Here is a 19,394-nt window from a genome sequence, read left to right as displayed (position 1 = left end):
TTGTTGTGCTCCCTACTCATGTGCGCTATCTTGCAGCATGCACCAGGAATTTGGACCACCCGAGGTACTTCAGGATACCATCAAATGCTTTTGGTACGATCATCGCCAATTTGGAGACCAGGAAGCTACATTCCAGGTCCAGCCGGATGGATACGCGGAGATCATCTTCTATTTTGGAAATCTTCACCACATTTCCGTAAGTGGCAACTTGCAACCGCTCCCTTCCCCATTTTTGATGGGCCTTCTCAATCAGCCTGCTGTTTTTCAAACAAAAGGCCGCTTGGAGATCATTGGCGTAAGGTGCTTCCCCTGGACGGTATTCGATTTGCTTGGTTTCCCACCCTCCGGAAAAAACGGTGTACATGTCTTTGTGCATTCCATAGCACAGCTTCAAGCCAGGCTTGCTCCTCTGATGGCCTCGGGGCGGATCGACGGGATCATGGCTGAATTGGAACAATACTTCGTCCACATCCGATCGCAAATTGCTGTGGACAGTATGCTGGCCAAAGCGGGCGCGGCGATGCGGAACGCAAATGGCACCATCCCGGTAAGCCATGTGGCCATGGCCGCACATTCAACAGTCCGCACATTGGAGCGGAAATTCAAACGCTCTTCCGGTTTTTCGGTGAAAGACGTCTCCGGCTTAATACGATTTGAGCAGGTTCGAAATCAGCTTTGGCACCATCCAGAGTCCAACCTCGCCGGCCTGGCTCACGAACTGGGATACACCGACCAGGCGCATTTGAGTAGGGAATTCAAAAGGTATAGCGGCACGACGCCTGCTGCATTCGCCCGAAATGCGAAAGAACGGAAACACGCCGCAGGCAATGATTTTGTCGCGTTTGTACAAGCCTGAGCAGCGGGCATTACTGAATTTTGTAGCTCAATCATTCAAATATGAAAGCTACAACCAATCACCCCATACACGATGTAATCATTTCCGGCGCAGGACCTGTAGGCCTGTTCCTCGCCTGCGAGCTCGCGTTAGCGGGATGCTCGGTTCTAATCCTTGAAAAGACCGAAAACCCTCATTCACGGCTGAAACAGTTGCCTTTCGGGATACGAGGGCTCTCGGCGCCCACTATCGAGGCACTCTACCGCCGCGGCCTGCTCGCGGAGCTGGAAATCCGCAAACGCCTCAAAAATCCGCATACCGCGCCTGAACAAGGAGTGCAACGCCAGGCTGGGCATTTTGCCGGCATTCCATTTTACGAGGGAAATATCGACACCTCCCAATGGAAATACCACCTTCCCGGCTCACCTGAAACAAGTCTGATCTCCGAAATAGCAGAGCTTGAAATGATCCTGACTCGACGTGCTGAAGCTTTGGGTGTGAAAATCAGACGCGGACTTCCGGTTACCGATCTCCTTCAAACAGACGAAAATGTAACAGTCTGGTCGGCTAATCAATCCTTTCGGGCGAAATGGCTCGTCGGCTGTGACGGAAGCCGCAGCATTGTCCGTAAAATGGGCGGCTTTGAGTTCGCCGGTACTGAACCGGAGTTCACGGGCTACACCACACTCATTGACATCTCAGATCCTGAAAAACTCCGTCCTGGCCGTAATGTAACCCCCACTGGCATGTACATGCAGTCGCAGCCAGGATACGTGCTCATTCAGGACTTCGATGGCGGCGCGTTTCACAGCTCCGAAACGCCAATCACGCGCGAACATATTCAGGAAGTGCTGCGGCGCGTCTCGGGCACTGACGTAACGATTAATACCTTGCACACCGCCACTACCTGGACAGACCGCGCCCGCCAGGTCACCCGCTACCGCAACGGCCGGATATTGCTAGCCGGCGATGCCGCACACATTCATTCTCCGTTGGGCGGCCAGGGGCTTAACCTGGGACTGGGCGACGCCCTGAATCTCGGCTGGAAACTCGCGGCCACCGTTCAGGATCAGGCAGCGGAAGGTTTGATCGACACTTATCACACCGAGCGCCACCCGATCGGCGCACAGATTCTGGATTGGTCGCGCGCGCAGGTAGCCATTATGCACCCCTCCCCCCATGCACGCGCACTGTACGCGATTTTCCGCGACCTGATCAATACCCGTGATGGTGCTACTTACATGGCGGGCAAGGTCTGGGGCATTCATATGCACTACGATCTTGGCGGTGACCATCCCCTCGTCGGCCGGAGTGTTCCGAATTTCGAGTTTGAAAATGGTGTTAAAATCAGTGAACTGATGCACGACGGCCTGATGATATTGCTTGATTTTAATGCAAATCCTTCGCTCCAAACACTGGCAGACGAATACGGCGGACGGGTCTGGTACATTTGCGGCCGCGTCAAAGATCAGCTTGATTTAAGCGCCCTGCTGATACGCCCGGACGGTATTCTCGCGTGGGTCTCCAATAGCAGCGCCAATAGCACCGTGCATTTAACCCAAATTCTCCGCCAGTATTGGAATGTTACAGTACATTGATTTGTTCCTTTTCATACAATTACCGCTCACTCACCCCTTGTATATTTACCTGCCTGCAATGTGTCCAAAAAGGCGAAATGACCCAGTAAATAGGTATCCATATGGAATTCCAGTATTTCCAGCCGGCAAAGGCGCTGGCCCCTTACATCCGGCATTACTACCAGTTTGCCTCCTCGGATAATGCGGCTTATGAGGATACCGTGTTCCCCAGCGGCGATACGGAGGTGATCTTCAACCTCGGCGGTGGAATCTGGGAATCTTTTCAGGATAATGCTTTTCGTAAGAATCCGGCCATCGAACTTTGGGGACAAATTACCCGGCCGCTGGCGATCAGATCGTCGGGGGCTCATCTGATGCTCGGAGTGCGCTTTTTCACACATGGCACCCCATTTGCGATCGATGACGAGATCGGGATTTTCAACGATCAGGTTTCCGACCTGACGAATGTGATGGGCGGGGATATCCGCGATTTGCACGGCCGATTACTGGAAGCGCAGTCGATAGACATGCGCATTACCCTGCTCGACAACTTTTTCGCCAGCAAGCTCACTCGGGCCTCGCGCCGGCAAGACCGGCTGGATAAAGTAGCCCGCATTCTGACGAGCATTGCCAAAGATCCTACAGAGAATAATATCGGCCGGGTTGCCGGCACGTTCGGAATTACAACCCGGTATCTGCATAAACTGGTTTACCAGCACACCGGTCTTTCGCCGAAATCGTTCGACAAGATCCATCGTTTCAAAACCAGCCTCAAACTGATCGGAGAAAACAAATTGCCGCTCACATCCATTGCATACGACGCGGGCTACTTTGATCAGTCGCATTTTATCAGGGATTTCAAATCTTTTACCGGACTTACGCCATCGGCCTACCTGAACAATCTTTCGGCCGTCAATCAAATGTTGATCAATTAAAATCAGGTCGTTCCGGTTTGTACAATTTCCGGCCTGACAGCTGAAATACCTTTGTGCTATCAATTCATTTCAAACAAGGGCATTTTCAGATTATGAACACTTTCGAAACATTCTCGCAACTTCATCAACAAACAGAACCATTCTTGTTGGGCAACATTTGGGACGTCAACAGCGCACATATTTTTGAGGCCGCCGGCTACAAGGCCATCGGGACTTCGAGCCATGCCCTAGCCACCGCATTCGGCTGCGACGACGGTGAGAACCTTCCCTTTGATATGATCCTCCGGGTAGCCCGGCGTGTTATCGAAACCGCCAAAATCCCTTTGACGGTCGATATTGAAGGCGGTTACGGCGACAGCGCCGCGGGAATAGCCGAGCGTATTAAAATGTTGTACGAAGCCGGCGTGGTTGGCGTAAACCTGGAAGACACGCTGCCTAAACCCACACGCCAGCTTCGGCCAACCGAAGAATTCAGGCAACTGCTGACTGAAATCGTCGACCGGCTTGAAAGGGAAAACGTCAAAATTTTTCTCAACATCAGGACTGACGCATTCCTGCTTGGACTACCTAATGCACTTGATGAAACCATCAGCCGCATTAATATCTATGAAAACACCGGGATACACGGAATTTTCGTGCCGTGCATCACATTGGCCGAGGATATTCAGGCTGTTACCCGCGAAACCATCCTGCCCGTGAATGTCATGTGTATGCCTGCATTGCCCGATTTCAATACATTAAAATCGCTGAATGTTAAAAGGGTCAGTATGGGACCGTTCCTTTTCAATAAGGTAACCGCCCAAACAAGCATCCTGGCAAAGAATGTGGTGGAAGCCCAGAGTTTCTTACCGCTTTTTTCCTAGCATTACTTTCATGCACTTTGTGAATTGAACCAAACAGAGGCAGCGCCGGAGCGTAGAAAACATTTTAACTCCGGCGCAAATTTATTCTATACTATTTTTTAGGAAATGGCGAAATGGGTCTTTCTTTTCGGGTTGTTTTAAATTATATTTGAAGTTTCCCAAATCGAAAGATCCCTGCTGATTTACGGAAGGGCTTCTTCGGCATCAACACGAATCTTAGCCAACGATATTCTAATGAAAGTTTCTCCCTCAGAGCCGTTTAAAATTGTCTATTCAATTCTTAACCATGAGTATCTGGGGTACATCTTCGAAGCCTTTGTCGTCCAGCTTAATGCGCAGGGCGACTTTTCGTTTCAGGTGCAGAACATTTCCTCAAAAAACATCAAGGAGTTCCGTTCTGGCCTCGATACCAGGGATTTTGAGCTCGTCAAGCTGATCGACGACATTCAGCAGGACGCAGTGCTCAAAAAATACAATCCGAAGAAACTGAATGCGGTAGATTTCTTCCTGAAAGTTTATGACCCTCAAAAAGGCGACAAGGTCATTCAGGAAACGATCGCGGGATATCTTGAAAGCTGTAAATCACGCATCCTCGAAAGGCTCGCCGGAAAGGACATTTTCATCATGGGTAATGATGGTAACCCACTGTGGAAACCTGTGACCTGGGAGTCTGAAAAAGCGACGATCCGCTTCCATTTCATCCGGAACGAGGATAATACCCACTATTTCCCGACGATCCGGCACAAGATGCAGAAGCTGGAATTCCAGTACAAAAATGCTTTTCTGATCTGCGAAGATCCTGCCTGGCTGGTGCTCGACGGGCACCTTTACCATTTCGAGGGCAATGTGGATGGCAAAAAGATCAAGCCCTTTCTCGCGAAAAAGTTTATTGCCATTCCAGGCCAGGTCGAGGAACAATACTACGGCCGTTTCGTAGCACCGCTCATTGCTTCATATGATGTGGTGGCAAGGGGGTTCGAGATCAGAAACGTGTCGTCTGTGCCGAAAACCATTCTTACGATTTCAGAATACTCATCCAATCCAAAGAAATCCGCCGTGCTTTTCCAGGACAGCGAGGATGTGGAAGTGTTGGAAGAAGAAGACAACGACGTCGCATTCGAGTTATCGTTTCAGTATGCCGGCTTTTCGTTTCATTACGACAGCTTCGCGCATGCGTCAAGCGTACACATGGAGAAGAAAGGCAATGAGTATTTTTTTAATAAAGTTAAAAGGAATATCGAAGTCGAAGGTGCCCATGTACGCACTTTGAAAGATATGGGCCTGAACATCCGTAACGGAAAGATCCAGATGCCCAAATCGGAAGCGTTTGGCTGGTTGCAAAGTAATGCGATCGCATTGGCCGAGCATGGTATCACGGTCCGGCAGAATACCGCCGATACCAAGCGCTATTTCCTGGGATATTCATCGCTGGATATCTCCATACAGGAAGGCCGCGACTGGTTTGATATCAATGCCAAAGTGCTTTTCGGCGAGTTTGAAATACCATTCATCCAACTGCGGAACTACATCCTTCACCGAAAAAAGGAATTTCTACTGCCCAATGGCGAAATAGCGGTGATCCCTGAATGGTGGTTCACCAAATATTCGGAGTTCTTCTCTTTTACAGAAAGTAGCCATGAAAACGATCAGCTGCGCCTTCGAATGCACCATCTGGCATTGGTACAGGAGCTGAAAGAGGACAATCTTGCTACGGCGGTAATCAGCCGCAAGCTCGAAAACTTGCGGAACTTCCAACATATCGAACCGGCAGAATCGCCGGCGCATTTCCAGGGATTGCTGCGCCCTTACCAAAAAACGGGTTATGACTGGTTGCGCTTTTTGAAACAATACCGCTTCGGAGGCTGCCTGGCCGACGATATGGGTTTGGGAAAAACGGTGCAGACGCTCGCATTGCTGCAATCCGAAAAAGAAAGCGGTGCGGATCGCCCGTCGATCCTCATCATGCCTACCTCGCTGCTCTATAACTGGCAGCTGGAAGCCAGCAAGTTCACACCCGACATGCGTGTGCTCCTGTACACGGGCACGAACCGCGAGAAAGACACCGCTCAGTTTGATAATTATGACCTGATATTGACTTCTTACGGGATTGTCAGGCTGGATATCGAGCTCATGGAGGATTACCGTTTCAACTATGTGATCCTCGACGAATCGCAGGCCATTAAAAACCCGGGCTCGATCATTACAAAGGCAGTAAGACGCCTCAATTCGGCGCACAGGCTCGTGCTGACCGGTACGCCCATTGAAAACAATACGCTTGATCTCTGGTCACAAATGTCGTTTGTGAACCCCGGATTGCTCGGTAGCCAAACGTTCTTCAGGGACGAATTCCAGATCCCGATTGAAAAGAAAGGGGATGAGGAAAAGACCAAGCGGCTTTATAACCTCATTAAGCCATTTATATTAAGGAGATTAAAATCGCAGGTTGCAACGGATTTGCCCGAAAAAGTCGAAAGCATTCAATATTGTGACATGTCGGACGAGCAGGAGAAGGCATACGAGGAAGCGAAAGCCTATTACCGAAACCTCATCCTCCAAAGCATCGATTCGGAGGGCATGTCGAAATCGCAACTGGTGGTACTGCAGGGCCTGACCAAACTCCGGCAGCTTGCCAACCATCCGGTGATGGTCGATCCGGATTATGCGTATGATTCGGGCAAATTTGAAGACGTGCTGTACAAGTTACAAACCGTCATGAGCGAAGATCATAAGATATTGATTTTCAGCCAATATATTAAACACCTCGATCTTTTCAGGCATTACCTCGATGAAAAAGGAATCAATTACGCCTACCTCGATGGCGCCACGCGCGACCGCCAGGAGCAAGTGGAATCTTTCCAGAACGACGAAAACATCAAGATTTTCCTCATTTCCCTGAAAGCCGGCGGGTTAGGTCTTAACCTTACAGCCGCGGACTACGTTTTCATTCTCGACCCTTGGTGGAACCCGGCTATCGAAGCACAGGCAGTAGACCGCGCACACCGCATTGGTCAGGACCGGACAGTATTTACTTATAAGTTCATTACCAAAAATTCGGTGGAGGAGAAGATTCTCGCATTGCAGCGCTCGAAGAAGCAGCTGGCGGATGATTTGATTTCCAGTGAAGAAGGTTTCATCAAATCGCTGACGCGGGAGGATGTTTTGAATCTGCTGTCTTAAAACGACTGTCAGCCTTCGACTCTGCTCAGGCTGACAGTACCATATTCTATCTCTATCTTTTCGTTCCTTACGCTTCCGCAGCAGCAGCTTCACGGCTGATCAGCGCTTCGCGGTCAGGGCCGGTTGAAATAAATGTAATAGGCAGGTTCAACTCCGCTTCGAGGAACTTCACGTATGCGTTCAGCTCCGCAGGGATTGCGTCGAAATCGCGTACGCCGTCGAGCGATGTTTGCCAGCCTTTGAAATCTTTGTAAACCGGCTCAACGGCTTCGTCGCAAAGATCATAAGGAACCTGGTCGGTCAAAGTACCATCCGCGAGGCGGTAATGCGTACAAACTTTGATGTTATCGAAAATGGTCAGTACGTCTACCTTCATCATGATCAGTTGCGTTACACCGTTGATCATGATCGCATATTTCAATGCAGGCAGGTCGAGCCAGCCGGTACGGCGTGGCCGACCGGTAGTAGCACCGAATTCACGTCCTTCCTGACGGATCTTCTCGCCTACTTCGTCATTCAATTCAGTAGGAAACGGTCCGCTTCCTACACGGGTGCAGTAAGCCTTGAAAATACCAAACACCTCCCCGATCTGACGTGGCGCGACGCCTAATCCGGTCGAAGCGCCGGCGGTCATGGTCGTGGAGCTGGTCACGAATGGGTAAGAACCGAAGTCGATGTCGAGCAAAGAGCCTTGTGCACCTTCTGCAAGTACGGTTTTGCCTTCGTTCAATGCGCCGTTCACGATGTATTCGCTGTTCACGAGCGTGAACTGCTTCATGAACTCGATCGCATCGAAGAACTTCTCTTCGGCGGCAGGCAACGTTTCGGAGTAATCGAATGAATAGAAATCGAGGATTACTTTGTGGGCATCAACGAGCTTTTTGTATTTGGCTGCGAAATTCGGAGAAAGAACGTCTCCTACGCGCAAGCCCAGGCGGGCTACTTTATCCTGGTAAGCAGGGCCGATGCCACGCAAAGTCGAGCCGATCTTGGAATCACCTTTCGAACGCTCGTAAGCAGCGTCGAGCAGGGCGTGGGTTGGCAGGATCAGGGATGCCTTTTTCGATACAAACAAATTGCTGATCAGGTCCAGGTTATATTTCGCGAGACCTTCGATCTCTCTTTTGAACACAACCGGGTCGAGCACGACACCGTTTCCGATGATATTCTGAATATCGCTGCGGAAAATCCCCGACGGGATCTGGTGCAGAACGTGTTTGATACCGTCAAACTCCAATGTGTGTCCGGCATTAGGCCCACCCTGAAAACGGGCTACAACCTGATAGCGTGGCGCCAGGACATCCACAATTTTTCCTTTTCCCTCGTCTCCCCATTGAAGACCAAGTAGTACGTCAACTTTCATTCAAATATTGGATTACTGAAACTTAATATGGTGTAAGTGACCCGGCAATGGGTGCATTACTGGGCTTGATCATGATAATTATCTGTCTTCGTAAACGGCGGTTTCCCGTGGTGCCTCCGTGCGGTTCTGGCAATTTTCCTTGTTGCAGTTTCCGTAGAAAATAAGCGAGTGGTGCATTACGCTGAAATTCAGCATTTCCCCTACCATGTTCTGAATCGACTGAATGCGCGGATCGCAGAACTCCATTACTTTATGACAATCTGTACAAATCAGGTGATCGTGTTGCTTATTGCCGTACGACTTTTCGAATTGCGCGAGGTTTTTGCCAAACTGGTGCTTGGTAACCAGGTCGCAATCCACCAGAACGTCGAGCGTGTTGTAAACCGTAGCACGGCTCACGCGGTAACGTTTGTTTTTCATGCTGATATACAGCTCATCTACATCGAAATGATCCTCCCTGGTGTAAATCTCTTCGAGAATCGCAAAGCGCTCGGGCGTTTTACGAAGTCCCTTGTTTTCCAGGTAAGCCGTTAAAATTTTCTTAGCGGCCTCGAAATTTGGTTTGCTGGCTTGTGGCATATCTCTGATAATCTTGCGCGAAAATACGCTTTTTTACTTAAATCACTCTCACATTCGCAAGCATAGTGCTGCTAACCTCATTAATTACCAATTCAATAACACTGTGGAGCGGCAATGGTTCAAATTGGCTACTTGCCGTTCAGGTTGGTATCGAAACGCTGCACATTGTACACGCCTTCGACCTCCTCCAACTTGGCAATCAGAATGTCCAGGTGCCTGGTATCCTGCACGTAAAGTTTAATGTCGCCATTGAATACACCGTCCTTGGTATCGATCGTAAGCCCGCGCATGTTGATGTGCAGCTCGTTCGAAATGATCCGCGTGACGTCGTTCACCAAACCCACGCGGTCGGTACCCGAGAGGTAGAGCCCGGCCAGGAATGCTTCATCCTTGCCCGACCATTTGGCCTTGATAATGCGGTTGCCGTGCTTTGACATCAGCTCGGCAGCATTCGGGCAGGTGGTGCGGTGTATTTTAATGCCCTCATTGATCGTCACAAACCCGAAAACGTCGTCGCCCGCGATGGGGTTACAGCACTGCGCAAGTTTGTAGTCGATCTTGTCCATATCGTCGCCGATCAGCAGCGTGTCGCTGTCCGCACGGTCGCCGTGGATTTGTTTCAGGTATTTGGTCAATGCCTTGCCATCCGTACCTGTGGCCGGCGGCGCGTTGTTGGCGGCGCTATTCTCCGCGGCTTTCCTCTCCTTCGCTTCGCGGTCGCGTTTGAAGCGTTTCAGGTCATCGACGGGAATATACCCCTTGCCGATGCGGTAGAAGAAGTCGGTCGTGGTTTTGCATTCGAAAAACGCACGGAGCTGGTTCATTACCTCTGCGGTAGCGTCCATTCCGAGTATTTTAAGTTTTTTCTCAACCAACTGGCGCCCGTCGGTTTCGTACCGGCGGTTTTCTTCTTTGAGAAAATCCTTGATCCGCGCCCTTGCCTTGGAAGTGACCACAATGCGCAGCCAGTCCTCGTTCGGCTTCTGTTTGCTCGAAGTAATGATCTCGATCTGATCGCCGTTATTCAACACGTAACTGATTGGCACGAGGATGCCACCTACTTTGGCTGCCATGCAATGCGCGCCTACTTCGGAGTGAATGTCGAATGCAAAGTCCAGTGCCGTTGAACCAGCCTGCAATACCTTCAGCTCGCCCTTGGGGGTAAATACAAATACCTCTTCATTGAAAAGGTTGCTGCGGAATTCGTCGAGAAACTCAATAGCAGCCGTTTTATCTCCAAACCCATTCTCCAAAGTCTCGCGCACCTGCGTGATCCACTGCTCAATATTGCCCTTAACTTTTGTATCATTTCCCTTGTACTTCCAGTGCGCCGCGTAGCCCTTTTCCGCGATCTCGTCCATGCGCGAGGTTCGTATCTGCACCTCCACCCATTGGCCACTCTTGCTCATTACCGTCGAATGCAGCGACTGGTATCCATTCGCGCGCGGCGTGCTCAGAAAGTCTTTCAGCCGGTCGGGATTGGGCTTATAATGGTCGGTAACGATGGAATACGCCTGCCAGCAGATTGCCTTTTCGCGGTCGCTTTCCGGCGGCGATTCAAGTACGATCCTGATCGCAAACAGGTCGTATATCTCCTCGAAAGGTTTGTTTTGCTTCCGCATTTTGTTCCAGATCGAATAAATCGACTTGGGGCGGCCTTTAAGGATAAAATTCAGCCCGGCCGATTCCAGGTCCTGCGCAATCGGCTCCATAAACTTCGAAATGAAGCGGTCACGAATGTTTTTCGTCTCGCGCAGCTTTCTGGCAATGGCACGGTATTCCTGGGGCTCGGTATATTTCAAATAAAGCTCTTCGAGCTCCGACTTGATGCTGTACAACCCAAGCCGGTGCGCGAGCGGCGCATAAATGAATATCGTTTCGGAAGCGATTTTGAGTTGCTTGTCGCGCGGCATACTGTCGAGCGTGCGCATGTTGTGCAGGCGGTCGGCAAGCTTGACAAGGATTACCCGTACATCGTCCGAGAGCGTCAGCAACATCTTCCGGAAGTTCTCCGCCTGCTGCGACGAGCCATATTCGAACCGACCTGAGATTTTGGTCAGCCCGTCGATAATCTTGGCGACTTTTTTACCGAACAGCCGCTCAATATCGTCGATACCCATGTCGGTATCCTCCACCACGTCATGAAGCAATGCCGCCACGATGCCGGTGGTACCGAGCCCGATTTCTTCGACCACGATTTGTGCTACTGCGAGGGGGTGGTATATGTACGGCTCTCCCGACCGGCGACGCATATCCTTATGCGCATCGACGGAAGTATAAAAGGCTTTTTTGATTAATTTAGCATCATTATCCTTCAAAAATGGCTTAGCTGTTCTTAAAAGCCGGCGGTATTTTTTGAGGATATCCTTACGCTCCTGTTCCAGGTCAATGTTGAGGGATTCAACCAGTTGCTCCACTGCTATTTTCTAATTGGTATGCTTCACCAAAATAACAAATTTTAGCGACATTTTTCAATACGCTTTTACCCAAAGATAAAATTTTGAAAATAATTTGCATGTTTTGGAAAAATAGAAATACCTTTGCACTCCCAATTCGACGAACGTGTTGAAAAACGGGACTAAGTGAGCGGGCGTGGCGGAACTGGTAGACGTGCTAGACTTAGGATCTAGTGCCGCAAGGCGTGGGGGTTCGATTCCCTCCGCCCGTACGAAATACAAGGGAATGACGGGGCGTCAGATTCCTCATCTAGCTGGGAAAATGAGTTGCTCCGTAGTATTGAAACCCGTCAAATGCCCTCAGGACTTCGTTTTGAGGGCATTTTTGTTTTTTTCTGTTCAAATGTAACAAAGGTATTTACCAATAGCTTAGCGACACATGGAAGTTTTGTTAGAAAAGAGTTCGCCGACCTTAGCCTCTCTGAAAGTAACGTTGACCAAGGAAGATTATCAGCCAAAAGTTGATAAAACGATCAAGGATTATTCGAAACGCGTGAACCTGAAAGGATTTCGTCCCGGCAAAGTACCATCCCATGTGATCCAGCGCATGTATGGTAAGAGCATTCTGGTTGACGAAGTGAATAACATCCTCAGCAACGCAGTAAGCAGCTATATCCGCGAAAACAAATTGCAGGTAGTAGGTGATCCTGTGCCTGACCGCGACAAAGCGGCAGAAGTGAACTGGGATACTCCTAGCTCATTCGAATTCAGCTACGACCTGGGTATTGCATCGGATTTCGACGCTGACCTGAGCGCATTGCCTGCCATCAAGCGTTACACGATCAATGTGGACGACAACGAACTGACGAAGACGATCGACAGCCTTCGCGAGCGTTTCGCCGACAGCATTCACCCGGAAGTAAGCGAAGCAGGAGACATGATCTTCGGTGAGCTGAAACAGGAATCGACCGAATTCACAACCCGCACTGCGATCCCTACCAAACAAGTTAAGGAAGAAGCTGCTGCGAAATTCATCGGCGTAAAAAAAGGCGATGTAATCGTTTTCGACATTCAGGATACATTCTCTGATGAGTCGGCTATCGCTCACGTAACCGGTAAGAAAAAAGAAGATATCGCTGATCTTTCAGGCGAATATACATTGACAGTTGAAGACGTAACGCGCTCTGCACCAGCCGCATTGACGCAGGAGTTCTTCGACAAAGTATTGGGACCAGGCCAGGTTGAAAGCGAAGAGCAGTTCAACGAGAAGGTTCTTGAAATCATCAAAAGCAACTACGAGCGCGAAACCGAAGCATTGCTCCGTCGCGATATCGAGAATGCATTGCTGGATGCTATCTCCATCGAATTGCCTGAGGAATTCCTCAAAAGCTGGTTGGAGCGCACCAACGAAGGCAAGTTCACCCGTGAGCAAATCGACGAACAGTTCGGTGATTTCGCGAAATCTTTGAAACTGAGCCTGATCAAAAACAAGATCGCCGACAAATCGGAAGTAAAAGTAGAATACCCTGAAATCCTCGCATTCACACGTGAAATGGTGAAAGGACAATTCGGTATCTACGGCGACGACGAATCGATGCGCGAAACGATCGACCGCGTGGCACAAGGTTACCTTGCCGACAAAGAACGGGATAACTATACGAGCGTGTTCAACCAGGTGTTTGACAACAAAGTTCTCGAAGTAATCCGCGGCCAGGTAAGCACCGACGAGCAGACCGTTGAAGTATCAGAATTCGAAAAACTGGCGAAAGGCGAAGTGGAAGCCGAAGCTTAATTTCAGAAAATATAAAAAACATTTTTTTCACCGTCCCGGGTAACCGGGCGGTGTTTTTTTGTTCCAATGCATCCTAGAAACCAATGCGCTGTCGCTCCTCTCCTATTTGCCGGACAATGCCGTCGCCGAACAATTGCCTGAATTTCAGCTTCCATTGATCCAGTTCATTTTGCAGCCGGCGGTTTTCGGCTAGTATGCGGGTATTCTCTTGGCGAAGCCATTCAGTCTCTGACATGGACACATCAATGCCGAGCAATTCGGGCAATGGCACGTCAAGCAGCTTGGCTACATTTTCTAACCTTGAAACCGAAAGCTCCGTGCGGCCGCGTTCGATATCTCCGTAGGCTGTCGTCGATAAGCCAAGCATGTCTGCCATATTTTCCTGCGAAAGGCCTTTTTGCAGCCTTATCTGCCGTATTTTCTCTGATAAATTGGATGTGACGTTCATAATGTCCGGTTATTAAGCGTGGTATAACGTTTTTATGCTGCAATCTAGTCATTGAACAGGGCTGATGACTGTCGCATTTTTCGATAATTTATCGCCGAAATTGACAAGGATTATTCGGTGAAATGGTCAAATTTGTGCCATGCAACCGGGAAACCTGCGGCGATATAAACAGAAACTAAGCTATATTGCTTTTTGTTCTCGAACTCAGTTGCCCTTTAACTATTGATAAATTAAAAATTAATTTTTTCGATGAATTACGGAAATGAATTTAGAAAATATGCCGTTCACCACCTGGGAATGAATGGTCTGACCGTGGACGGTTACATGAACCACTCTGTTGAAAACATGACCCGTTCGGTGATCGAGGAACGCCCTATGAACTTCCGCGAGGTCGACGTGTTCTCCCGTCTGATGGCCGACCGCATTATTTTTATGGGCACAGGCGTGGACGACAATATCGCCAACATTATTGTAGCCCAGCTACTCTTCCTCGAATCGGCAGATCCCAAGAAGGATATCCTGATGTATATCAACAGCCCCGGCGGCTCGGTTTATGCCGGTCTGGGTATTTACGACACCATGCAATACGTCCGTCCGGACGTAGCGACCGTATGTACCAGCCTCGCGGCCTCTATGGGCGCGGTGTTGCTCGCAGGCGGCGCGGCAGGCAAGCGCTCGGCGCTCCCGCACGCACGTGTGATGATTCACCAGCCATCCGGCGGCGCGCAGGGTACTTCGGTCGATATCGAGATCACCACCCGCGAGATCGTGAAACTGCGTCATGAGCTATACGAAATCCTTGCACACCACACTGGTCAGACGCCGGAGCAAATCGGCCTGGATTCCGACCGTGACAAGTGGTTGAAAGCAACGGAAGCAAAAGAATACGGCTTGATCGACGAGGTGCTTACCCGCGAAAAATAAGTTGAACGACCTTTCAACATCGCCCCGCAGCCTGCTGTCGGGGCGTTTTTAGTATATGGCTTAACCTTGATTTGGTAACCCGGTCAAAAAACCGGAAATTTGCATTAAGATAACCGCTAATTGTCAATTGTAAGGAAGATTGAACATTACACTCCGTCTTCTTGTTACTTTGACTCACACGTTTGTTTACCATGGCTTTCCGAAGCCTGAAACATTCACAAAACTGCTAAAATCGAATCGATGGCACAAGTAAGTTGTTCGTTCTGCGGACGTAAAAAAAGCGAAGTGGATTTGCTTCTATCCGGGATTGACGCTCACATTTGTAACCACTGCATTGCCCAGGGGCATCAGGTAGTTACGGAAGAGCTAGGGCCGAAAGAGGACAAGAAAGAGAAGAAATCGAAGCTTCCGAAATTAAAGCCCATTCCTCCCGCTGATATCAAGCATTTCCTCGAACAATATGTCATAGGCCAGGACGAAGCGAAACGCTCGCTGGCGGTGGCGGTATATAATCACTACAAGCGTCTGAACCAGGCAAGCACCGAGGACGACGTTGTGATCGAGAAATCCAACATTATTATGGTAGGCGAAACCGGTACCGGTAAAACCTATCTCGCTAAATCCATTGCACGCATTCTGCAAGTACCTTTCTGCGTAGCCGATGCTACGGTGGTAACCGAAGCAGGTTATGTCGGTGAAGATGTGGAAACGATCCTGACCCGCCTGCTCCAAGCTGCGGATTATAATGTGGAAGCGGCAGAGCGCGGTATCGTATATATTGACGAGATCGACAAGATCGCCCGCAAGTCGGACAACCCTTCCATTACCCGCGACGTAAGCGGCGAGGGTGTACAGCAGGCATTGTTGAAACTCCTCGAAGGCTCGATCGTGAACGTGCCGCCGCAAGGAGGCCGCAAGCACCCGGACCAGAAGATGATTTCTTTGAATACCGAAAACATCCTCTTCATCTGCGGCGGTGCATTCGATGGCATCGAGCGCCACATCGGAAAACGGATCAACACCCGCCCGATCGGTTTCAATGGCGACAACCGCATTATCGAAATTTTTGATAAAGGTAATTTAATGCGCTACGTGACGGCCATGGACCTTAAATCATTCGGGCTCATCCCCGAATTGATCGGTCGCTTGCCGGTACTCACGCACTTGAACCCGCTCGATCGCGAGACATTGCGCCGCATCCTGACCGAGCCTAAAAATGCTTTGGTAAAGCAATACAGCAAATTGTTCGCAATGGAGGGCATTACCCTGCATTTCGAAGACGCGGTGCTCGATTACATTGTTGATCAGGCGATGATCTACAAACTCGGCGCCCGCGGTCTGCGCGCCATCTGCGAGTCGATCATGACCGACGCGATGTTCGATCTGCCTTCTCAAAAAGATGTGAAAGAATTCACGCTCTCGCTTGATTATGCGAAAGATAAATTCGAAAAATCTTCGATGGCATTGCTTCGCTCAGTCGCCTAGTAGCCATCACATTAGCATTTTTGCAAGCGCCCTGCCTCTTTCAAAGGAGCAGGGCGCTTCTTTTTTCACCCCAATAGTCCTATTTTTACACAAAAACACTATATTATTTTAAATGGAGAACTGGCTCATAAATAAATCGATCGTCGTTATCGGAGGAACCACCGGCGCGGGCTTGTCCGCAGCACAAGCCTTTGTCCGAAACGGCGCCAACGTGGTGGTAGTGGGGCGCAACCCGGAGAGTTGCCTGATGGCAGAATTGAACCTGGGGAGCAATGCAAGAGCCAAACAAGGTGACGCAACGCAGCCTCAGACGGCGCTGGACGCGATCCAGCTCTGTATAAGGGAATTCGGAAGTTTCGATGCATTGTATCACGCGCCGGAAGAACATGAGGAGCCTGCAACCGACGGTCCGCTACATAGTCTGAGCCTGGAAAGCTGGCGCAGAACACTGGATCAGAGCCTGACGTCACTCATGCTCTCGAACCAGGCGGCAGTACGGACATTTATGGGAATGAACAAAGGTGGATCCATTTTGAATCTGAGCCCCGAAGCCGCTCCGGCAGAAGGCGACCCGCGCCACGCAGGCGCAACGTCCAAAGCCGCGGTAATCGGTTTCTCAAAATCCATTGCGGCAGCTTACACAGGACACGATATTCGTATCAACGTAATTTCCACCGGCACCTCCATGCCAGCAGACCTTGACGGTGCTGCCGTGTACCTGTTGTCGGACCACGCCCGCTTTACCAACGGACAGGTACTCGTGGTTGACGGCGGCAAAAGTGTGCTGGAAGAGCAATACTAGCAGCACTTAAACGGTTGTGTTGTGAAGAAATTGCTGCGAATGCAATACGAACGCAGAGAGAATCGCTTTTTTTCTTTTATTCGCGTAAAATAGTTCACCAGACACCGTACTCCTATGGCTACCGGACCGATTGTAACCCTTACAATAAATCCCGCGCTCGACAAAAGCTCCAATGTGCCGCGCATCGTCCCCGACAATAAACTGCGTTGCGACGCACCCAATTTCGAAGCAGGTGGCGGGGGAATCAACGTAGCCAAGGCCATTCACCGGCTGGGAGGCAATCCGATCGCTATTTTTACAGTGGGCGGCCCCACCGGCCAGCGTCTCCACAAGCTCGTGAAAAGCGAGGGAGTGGAAACTATGGTGATCGAAACCAAACAGTGGACAAGGGAAAACTTTCACGTGTTGGAAACCAGCACTGGCTTCCAGTACCGTTTCGGAATGCCCGGCACGGAAATGATGCCGACCGAAGTACGCTCGATCCTCGAAACCATGGAGGAACTTGACCCCAAGCCATCTTACATTATCGCCAGCGGTAGCCTTCCTCCGGGAGTACCTTCCGATTTTTATGGGCAAATCGCCAAAATAGCCCATAACCAGGGCGCGCGGTTCATTGCCGATACTTCCGGCGATGCGCTCCGTTATGCTACCGAAGCAGGCGTATATCTTTTGAAACCGAATATTACTGAGCTCAGCGAACTGGTAGGCGTCGATAAGCTGGAAATGGATGAAGTCGACGATGCTGCCCGCGCGCTCATCATACGCGGGCAATGCGAGATCGTGATCGTATCCATGGGCGCGATGGGCGCGATGCTCGTCACCGAAGACCAGGTAGAGCACATCCCCGCCCCTCCCGTGCAGCCGAAAAGCACCGTGGGCGCCGGCGATAGTATGCTGGCGGGCATTGTATGGACATTGTCGCAAGGTAAATCCTACCGCGAGGCAGTCCGGATGGGGGTTGCGTGCGGTACCGCCGCCACCATGAACTCTGGCAGCGAGCTATTTAGAATGCAGGACGTCAACCGCCTGCTCGACTGGCTGAACCGCTACGGAAAACGCTACTCTGCCAGTTGATCAAAACTATGTATGAACAAATAGTAAGAAATCGGGAGTCCGGTCTTTTTTCAAAAAATTAAAAAGATTCGTCATGTCCGAAACACATTCCCGCCGTCAGTTTGCAAAGATTACCGCAGCCACTGCCGCCGCCCTTACTTTTAAACCGTTCTACATTCTACACGCCAAACCGAGGGTGGATGGCGAGGTGATCGGCCATGGTAGCCACCGCTATAAGGTACACCAGGACTGGGGTAACCTCGACGCGTCCCAGTTCCCTGTCAACAACTGCCACGAAATGGTGCAGGACAGCAAAGGCAGGCTGATCATGGTGGGTGATGAGGTTAAAAACAATATCCTTATCTACGACCGATCGGGCAAGCTGCTGGAAAGCTGGGGGCATGAATTTCCGGGCGGGCACGGGCTTACGCTATGGAATGCAAACGGGGAAGAATTCCTGTTTATCAGCGATCCCAACATCGGTAAGGTCTTTAAAACAGATTTGAAAGGCAAAATCCTGCTCACGATCGAACATCCGTCGAAGGTAGGCGCCTATAAAGAAGCGGATCCGTTCAAGCCTACCGAAACGGCCATTGGCCCGGATGGTACCATTTACATTGCCGACGGCTATGGCTCGCAATGGATTTTGAGATACACCCCCAAAGGCGAGTTTATAGATAAGTTCGGCGGCTCCGGCGACGGCGATTCTCAGTTCTCTACCGCTCACGGCATCGCGATCGATTACCGCGATAAAGCAAACCCAACGCTCATCGTCACTTCGCGCGCGCACAACGCATTCAAGAAATTCACTTTGGATGGCAAATACCTGAGCACCATATTCCTGCCCGGCGCATTCGTTTGTCGCCCGGTTTTCAAGGACGACACGCTTTACGCGGGTGTGTGCTGGTCGCGCCTGCGCTACCTGAACCAGACGCCGAACTCGGGCTTCGTAACGATTATTGATAAAGCCAATAAAGTGATTTCAAACCCGGGAGGTACCAAACCCGAGTACCGAAACGGCGAGCTGCAATTGATGGTGCAGGAGAAACCAATATTCATGCATTGCCACGATGTGTGCGTCGATAACGACCACAATATTTATGTGTGCCAATGGAATGCTAAGAAGACTTACCCGGTAAAGCTGGAAAGAGTTTAAGCAAAAACA

The 19,394-nt window shown here is 50.2% G+C and carries 15 protein-coding genes and 1 tRNA gene; 12 read left to right on the top strand and 4 right to left on the bottom strand.

What is annotated here, in order from left to right; genetic code table 11:
• Nucleotides 1–37: 37 nt before the first annotated feature.
• From AC2YIT_RS10945 to AC2YIT_RS10925, 5 genes are all read left to right on the top strand, one after another.
• A complete protein-coding gene (locus AC2YIT_RS10945) occupies nucleotides 38–856 on the top strand; it encodes a helix-turn-helix domain-containing protein (RefSeq protein WP_487279197.1) in 819 nt (272 codons plus the stop codon).
• A 41-nt stretch (nucleotides 857–897) separates the two neighbouring features.
• Entirely contained in the window at nucleotides 898–2,433 is a 1,536-nt protein-coding gene (locus tag AC2YIT_RS10940) for an FAD-dependent monooxygenase (RefSeq protein WP_487279196.1), read from the top strand.
• 101 nt (nucleotides 2,434–2,534) lie between these two features.
• On the top strand, nucleotides 2,535–3,347 hold the full coding sequence (locus AC2YIT_RS10935; RefSeq protein WP_487279195.1) for a helix-turn-helix domain-containing protein: 813 nt from the start codon (nucleotides 2,535–2,537) through the stop codon (nucleotides 3,345–3,347).
• Nucleotides 3,348–3,439: 92 nt separating this feature from the next.
• Nucleotides 3,440–4,210, top strand: a complete 771-nt coding sequence (locus AC2YIT_RS10930; RefSeq protein WP_487279194.1) for an isocitrate lyase/PEP mutase family protein — start codon at nucleotides 3,440–3,442, stop codon at nucleotides 4,208–4,210.
• Between the two features lie 234 nt (nucleotides 4,211–4,444).
• The gene (locus AC2YIT_RS10925; RefSeq protein ID WP_487279193.1) at nucleotides 4,445–7,387 is read left to right on the top strand and encodes a DEAD/DEAH box helicase; all 2,943 of its coding nucleotides are present in this window, start codon (nucleotides 4,445–4,447) and stop codon (nucleotides 7,385–7,387) included.
• Nucleotides 7,388–7,454: 67 nt separating this feature from the next.
• Here AC2YIT_RS10925 and AC2YIT_RS10920 read toward each other — a convergent pair whose 3' ends face one another.
• The 3 genes from AC2YIT_RS10920 to AC2YIT_RS10910 form a co-directional block, all read right to left on the bottom strand.
• Nucleotides 7,455–8,750: an adenylosuccinate synthase gene (locus tag AC2YIT_RS10920; protein ID WP_487279192.1), complete on the bottom strand. Its 1,296-nt coding sequence runs from the start codon at nucleotides 8,748–8,750 to the stop codon at nucleotides 7,455–7,457.
• Between the two features lie 78 nt (nucleotides 8,751–8,828).
• Entirely contained in the window at nucleotides 8,829–9,329 is a 501-nt protein-coding gene (locus AC2YIT_RS10915; RefSeq protein ID WP_291204066.1) for a Fur family transcriptional regulator, read from the bottom strand.
• 128 nt (nucleotides 9,330–9,457) lie between these two features.
• Nucleotides 9,458–11,746 (bottom strand): RelA/SpoT family protein, encoded by a 2,289-nt coding sequence (locus tag AC2YIT_RS10910; RefSeq protein WP_487279191.1) that lies wholly within the window; start codon nucleotides 11,744–11,746, stop codon nucleotides 9,458–9,460.
• Nucleotides 11,747–11,915: 169 nt separating this feature from the next.
• Between AC2YIT_RS10910 and AC2YIT_RS10905 the strand changes: the two genes are divergently transcribed.
• Nucleotides 11,916–11,997, top strand: a tRNA-Leu gene (locus AC2YIT_RS10905).
• A gap of 167 nt (nucleotides 11,998–12,164) precedes the next feature.
• Nucleotides 12,165–13,517, top strand: coding sequence for a trigger factor (gene tig / locus AC2YIT_RS10900; RefSeq protein WP_430844610.1), 1,353 nt, complete (start codon nucleotides 12,165–12,167; stop codon nucleotides 13,515–13,517).
• A gap of 73 nt (nucleotides 13,518–13,590) precedes the next feature.
• Here tig and AC2YIT_RS10895 read toward each other — a convergent pair whose 3' ends face one another.
• Entirely contained in the window at nucleotides 13,591–13,965 is a 375-nt protein-coding gene (locus tag AC2YIT_RS10895) for a helix-turn-helix domain-containing protein (protein ID WP_223402371.1), read from the bottom strand.
• Between the two features lie 249 nt (nucleotides 13,966–14,214).
• Between AC2YIT_RS10895 and AC2YIT_RS10890 the strand changes: the two genes are divergently transcribed.
• From AC2YIT_RS10890 to AC2YIT_RS10870, 5 genes are all read left to right on the top strand, one after another.
• A complete protein-coding gene (locus tag AC2YIT_RS10890; RefSeq protein ID WP_106597724.1) occupies nucleotides 14,215–14,889 on the top strand; it encodes a ClpP family protease in 675 nt (224 codons plus the stop codon).
• A gap of 240 nt (nucleotides 14,890–15,129) precedes the next feature.
• Entirely contained in the window at nucleotides 15,130–16,374 is a 1,245-nt protein-coding gene (gene clpX / locus AC2YIT_RS10885; protein ID WP_106597723.1) for an ATP-dependent Clp protease ATP-binding subunit ClpX, read from the top strand.
• 112 nt (nucleotides 16,375–16,486) lie between these two features.
• Nucleotides 16,487–17,176, top strand: coding sequence for an SDR family NAD(P)-dependent oxidoreductase (locus AC2YIT_RS10880; protein WP_487279190.1), 690 nt, complete (start codon nucleotides 16,487–16,489; stop codon nucleotides 17,174–17,176).
• A 114-nt stretch (nucleotides 17,177–17,290) separates the two neighbouring features.
• Nucleotides 17,291–18,250, top strand: coding sequence for a 1-phosphofructokinase family hexose kinase (locus AC2YIT_RS10875; protein WP_106597721.1), 960 nt, complete (start codon nucleotides 17,291–17,293; stop codon nucleotides 18,248–18,250).
• A gap of 73 nt (nucleotides 18,251–18,323) precedes the next feature.
• Nucleotides 18,324–19,385, top strand: a complete 1,062-nt coding sequence (locus tag AC2YIT_RS10870) for a 6-bladed beta-propeller (protein WP_487279189.1) — start codon at nucleotides 18,324–18,326, stop codon at nucleotides 19,383–19,385.
• Nucleotides 19,386–19,394: the final 9 nt, after the last annotated feature.

This window comes from Dyadobacter sp. SRI_021 (assembly GCF_057586235.1).
Note: the sequence above shows the minus strand (reverse complement) of the source record. Positions and strands in the feature narration are given on the sequence as shown.

Bases quoted from the DNA above. Each gene is read 5' to 3' on its own strand.
- AC2YIT_RS10945 (WP_487279197.1), top strand. From the start codon at position 38: ATGCACCAGGAATTTGGACCACCCGAGGTACTTCAGGATACCATCAAA.
- AC2YIT_RS10940 (WP_487279196.1), top strand. From the start codon at position 898: ATGAAAGCTACAACCAATCACCCCATACACGATGTAATCATTTCCGGC.
- AC2YIT_RS10935 (WP_487279195.1), top strand. From the start codon at position 2,535: ATGGAATTCCAGTATTTCCAGCCGGCAAAGGCGCTGGCCCCTTACATC.
- AC2YIT_RS10930 (WP_487279194.1), top strand. From the start codon at position 3,440: ATGAACACTTTCGAAACATTCTCGCAACTTCATCAACAAACAGAACCA.
- AC2YIT_RS10925 (WP_487279193.1), top strand. From the start codon at position 4,445: ATGAAAGTTTCTCCCTCAGAGCCGTTTAAAATTGTCTATTCAATTCTT.
- AC2YIT_RS10920 (WP_487279192.1), bottom strand. From the start codon at position 8,750: ATGAAAGTTGACGTACTACTTGGTCTTCAATGGGGAGACGAGGGAAAA.
- AC2YIT_RS10915 (WP_291204066.1), bottom strand. From the start codon at position 9,329: ATGCCACAAGCCAGCAAACCAAATTTCGAGGCCGCTAAGAAAATTTTA.
- tig (WP_430844610.1), top strand. From the start codon at position 12,165: ATGGAAGTTTTGTTAGAAAAGAGTTCGCCGACCTTAGCCTCTCTGAAA.
- AC2YIT_RS10895 (WP_223402371.1), bottom strand. From the start codon at position 13,965: ATGAACGTCACATCCAATTTATCAGAGAAAATACGGCAGATAAGGCTG.
- AC2YIT_RS10890 (WP_106597724.1), top strand. From the start codon at position 14,215: ATGAATTACGGAAATGAATTTAGAAAATATGCCGTTCACCACCTGGGA.
- clpX (WP_106597723.1), top strand. From the start codon at position 15,130: ATGGCACAAGTAAGTTGTTCGTTCTGCGGACGTAAAAAAAGCGAAGTG.
- AC2YIT_RS10880 (WP_487279190.1), top strand. From the start codon at position 16,487: ATGGAGAACTGGCTCATAAATAAATCGATCGTCGTTATCGGAGGAACC.
- AC2YIT_RS10875 (WP_106597721.1), top strand. From the start codon at position 17,291: ATGGCTACCGGACCGATTGTAACCCTTACAATAAATCCCGCGCTCGAC.
- AC2YIT_RS10870 (WP_487279189.1), top strand. From the start codon at position 18,324: ATGTCCGAAACACATTCCCGCCGTCAGTTTGCAAAGATTACCGCAGCC.